The sequence below is a fragment of the Streptantibioticus silvisoli genome, assembly GCF_027947535.2.
GTDB lineage: Bacteria > Actinomycetota > Actinomycetes > Streptomycetales > Streptomycetaceae > Streptantibioticus_C > Streptantibioticus_C silvisoli.
In genome coordinates, this window is sequence record NZ_JAAGKO020000023.1 from 116,652 (window position 1) to 124,483 (window position 7,832).

The following is a 7,832-nucleotide window of genomic DNA, read 5'->3' on the forward strand; positions in this document are numbered from 1 at the left end:
GCGGCCCCGGCGGACGGTCCGCCCGCACCGCCCGGACCACCCGACCCGCCCGGCTGGCTCGGCCCGGGTATCGCGTCCGCGTCCGCGGCCGCAGCCGCCTTCGGGTCGTACGACGACATCATCATGAGCAGGAGCATGGGTCGCCGCGTCACATGCGCAAAATGCATGCGAGCGGTGTCTCATACGCTGGAGTCATGCGACTTGAGCTGCGGCACCTGCGGTGCCTGGTGGCGGTGGTGGACACCGGGAGCTTCACCGACGCCGCGATCGAGCTGGGGGTGTCGCAGGCCGCGGTCTCCCGGACCCTGATCGCGCTCGAACAGCTGCTGGGCACCCGGCTGCTGCACCGCTCCAGCCGGGAGGTGACGCCGACGACGGCCGGCGTCCAGGTGCTGGCGCGGGCCCGGAGCCTGCTGGTGGACGCCGACAACCTGATGCTGGAGGCCGCCACCGGGCACACCCGACTGCGGGTGGGGCACGCGTGGGCGGCGATGGGACGTCACACGGTGGAGTTCCAGCGCCGCTGGGCCGGCTCGCACCCGGACGTCGAACTGTGGCTGATCCGCACCAACTCCCCCACCGGCGGTCTCGCCGAGGGGCTGTGCGACCTCGCCGTGGTGCGCGGCTCCTTCGACGAGCGGCGGTTCGCGAGCGCGGTCGTCGGCCACGAGCGGCGGTACTGCGCGCTGGCCGCCGACGATCCGTGGGCGGCGCTGCGGTCCGTCGGCCTGGACCGGATCAGCGAACGCGTCGTGCTGGTCGACCGCCGCACCGGGACGACCACGCCCGACCTGTGGCCGCCCGGCGCCCGGCCGGAGATCCGCGACACCCACGACATCGACGACTGGCTGGCGCTGATCACCACCGGCCGCACCGTCGGCATCACGCCGGAGGCGACGGTCACGCAGTACCGGCGGGCGGGCGTGGTCTTCCGGCCGCTGCGCGACGCCCCGCCGGTGACCGTCCGGCTCATCTGGCGCCGGCACGACCCGCATCCGGCGACGGACGAGGCGGTGGCGCTGCTGTCCGAGCTGTACCGGAACGGCGGCCGGCGCGCGGCGCGGGGCCGGGCCGTCAGGTGAGCGCGCCGGCCAGCAGCGCGGCGGTGGCGGTGACCAGCGCGCCGTCGGGCCGGGCGTCCGGCATCCGGGGCCTGGTGGTCAGGACGGCCAGCACGACCGGTGTGCCGCACGGCGGCCGGGCGACGCCCACGTCGTTGTCGCTGCCGAAGCCGCCGGAGCCGGTCTGACCGGCGACCGTCCAGCCGCCGGGCAGGCCGGCCGACAACCGGGTTCCGCCGATCGTCGCGTTCCGCAGCCACCCGGTGAGCCGGCGGCGGTCCGGCGCGCCGAGTACGTCGCCGAGGGTGATCCGCCGGAACGTCCGCGCGACACACCGGGGGCTGGTGGTGTCGGTGATCCGCCAGGGTTCGGCCGAGCCGATGTCCGGTTCCCAGTGGTCGAGCCGGGTGACCGGGTCGCCGAGGGAGCGGCAGAAACGGGTGAGGGCGGCGGGTCCGCCGAGCAGCCGCAGCAGCAGGTTGCCCGCGGTGTCGTCGCCGGCCTCGACGGCGGCCCGGCACAGTTCCGCGGCGGTCATGCCGTGCGCGAGGTGGTCCGGCGCCGCGGTGCGCGGCGCGTACCCGACCAGGTCGTCGGCGGTGTAGCGCACGGTGCGGCCGGGGAGGGTGCCGTCCCGGCCGAGGTCGCGCAGGACGGCCGCGGCGGCGAGCGGCTTGTACAGCGAGCAGATCGGGAACCGCTCGTCGGCACGGTGCAGCACGGTCGCGCCGGTGGCCGGGTTGTGGCCGAAGACGCCCAGCCGCGCGCCGTGCCGGCGTTCCAGCTCCCGCAGGGCGGCGTCCGTGCCGCGCACGTCACGGGCGGCGGCCCGCGCGCCACCGCCGGTGCCCCGGGCACCCGGTGCCCTGCCCACCGCGGCGCCGGGTGAGTACCGGCGGGTCGGACGGGTTCCTCGCGTACACACGGTGGCCCTCCTTCGGCGGACGGTCACGAACGTCCGGGGGGAGGACGCCGCGCGCCCCGCTCCCGGTTGCGTGCGGCGCCGCGGGCACGCCGTCGCGCCCGGGTGCGGACGGACCGGCGGCCCGCCCGGCATGTGCCGGACGGGCCGCGGACGACGCCTGGGCGGTCAGCCCTCCTTGACGACGACGGTCTTGGCCACCTTGTCGTGCAGGCACTGCTGGAGCGGCTTGTCCCACAGCTGCCACAACACGTTGACCAGCATGAACAGTGATCCGACACAGTAGACGGCGACCGGCAGGCCGTAGACCGCGGCGCGGGTCCACAGGCCGCCGTCGGTCGGGCGGCCGAAGGTCGCGGCGTCCACGACGCGGGTCTTCATGACCTTCTTGCCGACCGTCTGGCCGTTCTGCGTCAGCATCATCGCGCCCTCGTACCCGAAGTACAGCAGGCCGATGATGACGTAGCCGATGATCCCGGCGCCGATCGTGAACGAGATGATGACGACCGGTATCAGCAGCACCAGGCCGTCGATCAGCCGGGCGAGGAAACGGTCGCCGGCCGACGCCAGCGGGAGCGATCCCGGCCCGCCGGGCCCCATCGGGCCGCCGTACTGCGGCTGTTGGGGGTAGCCGTACGGCTGCTGCGGCTGCCCGTACGGCGGTTGCTGCGGGTATCCGTAGGGCTGCTGGCCGCCGGCGGGCTGCCCGTACTGCGGCTGGCCGTACGGGTCCTGCGGCTGCTGGGGCTGCCCGTAGGGCTGTTGGGGCTGCTGCGGCTGCTGTCCGTACGGCTGTTGGGGCTGCTGTCCGTACGGGTTGTTCTGCGGTTGCTGGGGCTGCTGCCCGTAGGGGTTCTGCTGCGGGTCGTTCGGGTAGCCGTACCCCGGCGGGTTGACGTTGCTCATGCACCTGGCTCTTCGTCGTAGGGCCTTTGATCAGCAGTTGTAACCTCTGACGGCGCCCAACGCCCCCTTCGGGACGGATTCGTTACCCGACCGGTTCGTTCGGCGGCACGCGACACGGCCGCCGGAGGACCAACCGGCGTCCCCGCGACCGCGGTTGGCGGCCGCCCGGTCCAACGCGGCACCGCTGCCCCGGGCGACGGGGCCGGCGGTCGCGGAGCCGGACGCGCCGGCCGCCCCGCCCGGCAGGTCCGGGGGCGGGGCGGCCGGCGGGCGGTCAGTACTTCTTGGGGCGGTAGGCGTGGAACTGGTCGCCGCCGAGGCCGTAGTCGACCTCGTCGTGGGCCGTGCCGGTGCCGCCCTTCTGCTCGTAGACCCAGTAGCGGCTGTGGGCCGAGCTGGTCCACTTGTCGAAGATCACGACGTGGCGGGTGAGGTTGGTCCCCGTCGAGTCGATGACGAGGTCGCCCTGCTTCAGGCCGGCCATCGTGATCTTCGTGGTGTACGTGCTGGTGGCCAGGCCGACGGTGTTCGGGCCGGGCTTGGGCAGCTCCAGGGCCATCGAGGCGTAGCCCGAGCAGTCGGTGCGGTAGCCGCCGTGGGTGGCGGTCTGGCTGTACGGGACCTGGTGGCCGTCGACGGCGGTGAGCCAGGTCTTGGCGCGGCTGATGGTCGTCGCCGGGCTGTACGCGGCAGGCTGGACGACGGCCGGGCGGGCGTGCGGCGCGGCGGCGTCGGCCGTACCGGCCAGCGGCGCGAGAAGGGTGGCGCCGAGCGCCAGGGGGACGATCAGGCGGACGGGTCGAGTCATATGGCTTCCCCTGTTGGTGAGTTGACGACTGGTCGGGCCCGCGGGGCCGCCGGGACGCACGCCGTCCGGCCGCGCCCGCGGTTCCGGTTCGTCACTGCACCCTGCCGAACTGTCATGCTCCGGTCAAGCAACCAGGCCCAGGCCACACCGGATCGCCGTAACGTGCCGACCGCCCGGGTGCGTCGTGTCCGGGGGGTGTCGTGTCCGGGGTGCGTTGCGTCCCGGGTGCGTTGCGTCCGGCGGCGGGCCGCGCCGCGGAGGACCGTACCCGGTGCGAGCGGCCGTACCCGGCTCCGGCGCGGGCTTGTCCGGCGCGGGCGTACCGGCGGGGGCTTGCCCGGCGCGGGATCATCCGGCAGTGACTGCCCGGCGCGGGCTCACCGGGCGCGGGTCTGCGCGGCAGCGGCCGGACCCGCCGTCAGTCGCCGTGCGGGTCGGGGAGGGACTGGTCGGCCCAGATGACCTTGCCGGAGTCGGTGGGCCGGGTGCCCCAGCGGCGGCTGAGCCGGGCCACCAGCATCAGGCCGCGGCCGCCCTCGTCGTCGGTGCGGGCGCGGCGCAGCTGCGGGAAGGTGCTGGACCGGTCGGACACCTCGACGATCAGGGTCTCGGCCAGGATGAGCCGCAGCCGCAGCGGCCCGCTGGCGTGCCGGATGGCGTTGGTGATCAGTTCGCTGACCACGATCTCGGTGGTGAACGCCAGCTCGTCCAGCCCCCACACGGCGAGCCGGCCGGCGGTCAGGTTCCGGGCGGCGGCGACGGCGGCCGGGTCCGGCGGGAAGTCGTAGGTGGCGACCGCCGCGGGGTCGAGGGCGCGGCTGCGGGCGATGAGCAGGGCGACGTCGTCCTCGGGCGGCTGCGGCAGCAGGCCGGCCAGTACGGCGTCGCAGCGTTCGCGCGGTGAGCCGGCCGACGCGGACAGGGCGTCGACGAGTTCGGCGATGCCCACGTCGATGTCGCGGTCCCGGCGCTCGACGAGGCCGTCGGTGTACAGCGCGAGCAGGCTGCCCTCCGCGAGCAGCACCTCGTGGTGCTCGAACGGCAGCCCGCCCAGCCCCAGCGGCGGGCCCGGTGGCACATCGAGCACCCGGGCGGTGCCGTCGGGGTCGATCAGGACCGGCGGCGGATGCCCGGCGCTGGCGATCGTGCACAGCCGCGAGACCGGGTCGTAGACGACGTACAGGCAGGTCGCGCCGGTGTCGCCGCCCGCCTCGCCGGTCTCGTGGTCGGGTTCGGCGTCGTAGGGCCGGGTGACGATGTCGTCCAGGCGGCTGAGCAGTTCGCCGGGCGGCGGTTCCAGGTCCGCCAGGGCCCGTACGGTGGCCCGCATGCGTCCCATGGCCGCCGACGCCCGCACCCCGTGGCCGACGACGTCGCCGGCCACCAGCGCCACCCGGGCGCCGGACAGCGGGATGACCTCGCACCAGTCGCCGCCCACCCCGAGACGTTCGTCGGCCGGCAGGTAGCGCCCGGCGACGTCGACGGCGACGGTGTGCGGCAGCCGCCGGGGCAGCAGGCTGTTCTGGAGGGTCAGCGCGGTGTCGCGTTCCCGGGTGTAGCGCAGGGCGTTGTCCAGCGAGACGGCGGCGCGGGCGGTGATCTCCTCGGCCAGCAGCAGGTCGTCGTCGGCGAACGGCTCGGGCGAGCGGTGCCGGGAGAACACGGCCACCCCGAGGGTCGCGCCGCGGGCCGCCATCGGCACGACCATCACCGAGTGCATGTCGTACGTCAGATTGGCGGACCGGCGCTCCTCGCTCATCGGCTCCCAGGGCAGGGTGCCGGTCTCCGCGTCACGGCAGAACAGCATCGAGTCGCCGGTGGCCATGACGCGGGCCCGCACCGAGTCGGCCGGGTGCGTCTCGGTCTCCCCCCGGGCCAGCACCGACTCGGGACTGCCGGGCAGCGCCGAGTGGTACGCCACTCGGCGCAACGCCACCGATCCGGAGGTGAAGCCGGTGCGCGGTCCGCGTTCGCCCAGCGCGGAGACCAGCAGGTCGACGGTGACGAAGTCGGCCATCGCCGGCACGAGCGCCTCGGCCAGTTCCTGCGCGGTCAGGTCGACGTCCAGCGTGCTGCCGATGTGGCCGGCCGCCTGGTTCGACAGCAGCAGCCGGGTCCGCGCCCGGTGCTGGTCGGTGATGTCGACGCCCAGCGAGGTCAGGCCCCTGACCCGGCCGGCGGCGTCCGTCAGCGGGGTGAGGACGACCACCCAGACCCGGTCGCGGACCCCCGGCAGCGGTCCGCCGGTCTCCCACCGCAGCTGCTCACCGGTTTCGACGGCCCGGCGCATCAGGCGTTCCATGTCGGCGCCCGGCCCTTCGGCGCTCAGCTCGGACGGCCGCCGCCCGATCATCTCGCCGACCGACCGCGCCCACAGCCGCCCCGCCTCGTCGTCGGCCCACACGTACCGCAGGTCGGTGTCGAGGACGGCCGCGGCGATCGGCAACTGCCGCAGGGCACGCTCCACGGCTCCGGACCCGACGCGCTCGTCCCGGGGGGTGATGACGACGAGCCGGCGCGGAGCGGCCCTCTTGCGGCGGGGGACGGCGGGGGCGGCGCTGTCCCGGGCGCTGCTGTCCTGCGCCGGGTCGACGTGGGCGGGGTCGGCTTGCGGGTCGCTGTGCTGCGCCGGGTCGGCTTGGGCGGGGTCGACGTGGGCGGGAGCGTCCCGTACGGGGGCGTCGTGGGCGGAGGCGTCGTGGGCGGAGGCGTCCTGCGGGTGGGCGTCCTGCGCCTTGCCGGCGGGGTCGGGCCTCTCCGGGGCGGTCACGCCGGGGAGGTTGTGGACGGCGAGGTGGACGGCGATGCGGCCGCCGTCGCGGCAGCGGAAGAAGGCGGCGCCGTCCCGGATGACGTCGGCCGGGCGTACCGCGCCGGAGGGGCGGTCGGCGGCGGTGGAGGGGTCCGCCTCGGCGATCAGGTCGCGCAACGGGTGGCCGACGACCTCGCCGGCCCGGTGCCCGAGCAGCCCCTCCGCGCCGGGGGTCCAGAGGGTGACCAGGCCGTTCGCGTCGAGCACCGCCACGGCAGCGGGCGTTTCGCCGTCCGACATGCCCGGTGGTCCGCCGCCCGCGCCGGCCGCCGCCCGGCCGCCCAGCAGCCCCTGAAGAGCGGCGAGGGCGGCGGCGTGGTCGGTCACGCTTGCCAGTCTGATGACCACACAAAAGCAAAGCAAACGGAAAAATGCTCCCCTCAGCGGTCACACCAGCCGCACGCCGCCGCACGCCCCACGCGCACCGGCCCCGCCGCACGCCGCCACACACCCCGCCGGACACCCCGCACCCAGCGCGCCGCGTCTCCCGTCAGCGCGGCAAGCGGGCCGTCACCGTTCGGCGGTCGTCGTGGGTGCCGGTATCCAGGGCGCCGCCGAGCAGTACGAGTCGTTCGCGCAGGCCGGTGCGGCCGTGGCCGCCGTTGACGGTGGCGAAGCCGGTCGCGGGGGCCGGGCCGGACCGGGAGTTGCCGACAGTGAGGGTGACGTGGGTGTCGTCGTGGTCCAGCGCCGGGTCGACCGGGCGGCCGGGGGCGTGCTGGGCGGCGTTGGCCAGGGGTTCCTGCGCGACCCGCAGCAGTACGAGGGCGCCGGCGGCGGACAGCGCGGCACTCCCGGTGCTCGTGCGCAGGGTGACGTCCGTGTGGTGGCGGGTGCGATGCGCCGCGGTCAGGGCGGACAGCTCCTCGTCCAGGTCCATCACGCTGTCGGACCGCAGCGCGTGCACCGCGCGGCGAGTCTCGGCCAGCCCGTCCGCGCCATCCGCCGGACAGCGGCGCGCCGGTCACCACCGCCACGACCGCGGCACCGGCCGCGATCCAGCCGACCGACGGCCGGGGTTGGGCACCCGCCTCCACCGTCGCGACCACGAGCAGCGCCGGCGTCATGCTGTGGTCCGGGTACGGGCACATGAGTCCGGCCGCCACCGCCATCACGCCGAGCGCCGGTGTGATCAACGCCGGACGCGGCATCCGGTCCGGGCCGGTCCGTTCGGCCAGCACCCGCACCAGCAGCGCGACGCCGCAGAGTGCGTAGGCCACCACGGTGGAAGCGGCTCACCCGACTCCGGCGGATCGTCGAACGCGCGGCTGCCCGGGACCGCGGGCGGAGCGGCCGTCGGGGCAGACCGGACCGGGGCAGGAT

6 protein-coding genes are annotated in these 7,832 nt (G+C 75.3%); 1 reads left to right on the forward strand and 5 read right to left on the reverse strand.

Translation table 11 applies throughout. From position 1 onward, the window contains the following. Positions 1–194: 194 nt before the first annotated feature. On the forward strand, positions 195–1,082 hold the full coding sequence (locus POF43_RS17250) for a LysR family transcriptional regulator (RefSeq protein WP_271324499.1): 888 nt from the start codon (positions 195–197) through the stop codon (positions 1,080–1,082). On the opposite strand, the gene bla is transcribed toward POF43_RS17250, so the two are convergent. The 5 genes from bla to POF43_RS17275 all read right to left on the reverse strand — a co-directional run bounded on the left by bla (position 1,075) and on the right by POF43_RS17275 (position 7,416). Beyond that, positions 1,075–1,986, reverse strand: a complete 912-nt coding sequence (gene bla, locus POF43_RS17255; protein ID WP_271324498.1) for a class A beta-lactamase — start codon at positions 1,984–1,986, stop codon at positions 1,075–1,077. The two genes, POF43_RS17250 and bla, sit on opposite strands and share 8 nt — an antisense overlap. A gap of 165 nt (positions 1,987–2,151) precedes the next feature. Then, positions 2,152–2,889: an RDD family protein gene (locus POF43_RS17260; RefSeq protein ID WP_271324497.1), complete on the reverse strand. Its 738-nt coding sequence runs from the start codon at positions 2,887–2,889 to the stop codon at positions 2,152–2,154. 274 nt (positions 2,890–3,163) lie between these two features. Next, complete coding sequence (locus POF43_RS17265) at positions 3,164–3,697, reverse strand: hypothetical protein (protein ID WP_271316424.1); 534 nt, start codon at positions 3,695–3,697, stop codon at positions 3,164–3,166. A gap of 418 nt (positions 3,698–4,115) precedes the next feature. Next, entirely contained in the window at positions 4,116–6,836 is a 2,721-nt protein-coding gene (locus tag POF43_RS17270; RefSeq protein ID WP_282704632.1) for a SpoIIE family protein phosphatase, read from the reverse strand. Between the two features lie 163 nt (positions 6,837–6,999). After that, positions 7,000–7,416: a sensor histidine kinase gene (locus tag POF43_RS17275; RefSeq protein ID WP_271325972.1), complete on the reverse strand. Its 417-nt coding sequence runs from the start codon at positions 7,414–7,416 to the stop codon at positions 7,000–7,002. Positions 7,417–7,832: the final 416 nt, after the last annotated feature.